Genomic DNA, 764 nt, shown 5'->3' on the forward strand with positions numbered 1-764 from the left:
AACGTCCATGACGGCTATAAATGGATCTATAACACGTACGAGGACTGGAGGGAGCAATTTCCCTTCTGGTCAGAAAGCACCATTCGTCGGATCATCACCAAGCTGGAGAAGATCGGGATCATCGTCTCGGCGAATTTCAATCGCTCGAGGATCGATAAAACAAAATGGTATCGGATCGATTACGACAAATTGGCTGAATTCACGTCGTCTAATCAAGATGAACAGACGACTGATCAAAATGACGTTTCGACTGTTCAAAATGAGCAGACGACTGATGAAATCGACAGTCCATCCGGTCAAAATGAACAGTCCATCTGTTCAAATTGGACAGACGAAGCGCTCAATTTGAACAGATCAATACCAGAGAATACTACAGAGATTACTACAGAGAAAAAAGAAGAAGTAGAAGAAGACGCGCGCGCGCATTCCTTCCGAGAGATTATTCAATTCGTTGAACAGAACGGCTTTGGCACCGTTGGCAGCTACATAGGGGAAAAGATCGTTTCTTGGGTCGATGATACGTCCGAGGAATTGGTCTTAGAGGCATTGAAAATCGCGGTGGAGAACGGGGCCAAGACATGGAAATATGTCGAGACTATTTTGCGCGACTGGTTTGAAAAAGAGTATCGAACCGTTGACCAGGTGCGAGCAGCACAATTGGCATTTCGAGAGCAGCAACTGAAAAAACGATCGGCTCCATCCTCGTCTGATGGCGGTCGAAAAACACGAAAACCGATCCGCACGGAGATCGTGCCGGATTGGCT

1 protein-coding gene is annotated in these 764 nt (G+C 46.6%); it reads left to right on the forward strand.

The annotated features are described in order from the left end of the window. Positions 1 to 764 (forward strand): DnaD domain-containing protein (locus VU18_RS02165; protein WP_047757571.1); only part of this gene is annotated, 764 nt, incomplete at both ends.

Origin of the sequence: Geobacillus sp. ZGt-1, from assembly GCF_001026865.1 — a bacterium.
GTDB classification, from domain to species: domain Bacteria; phylum Bacillota; class Bacilli; order Bacillales; family Anoxybacillaceae; genus Geobacillus; species Geobacillus thermoleovorans.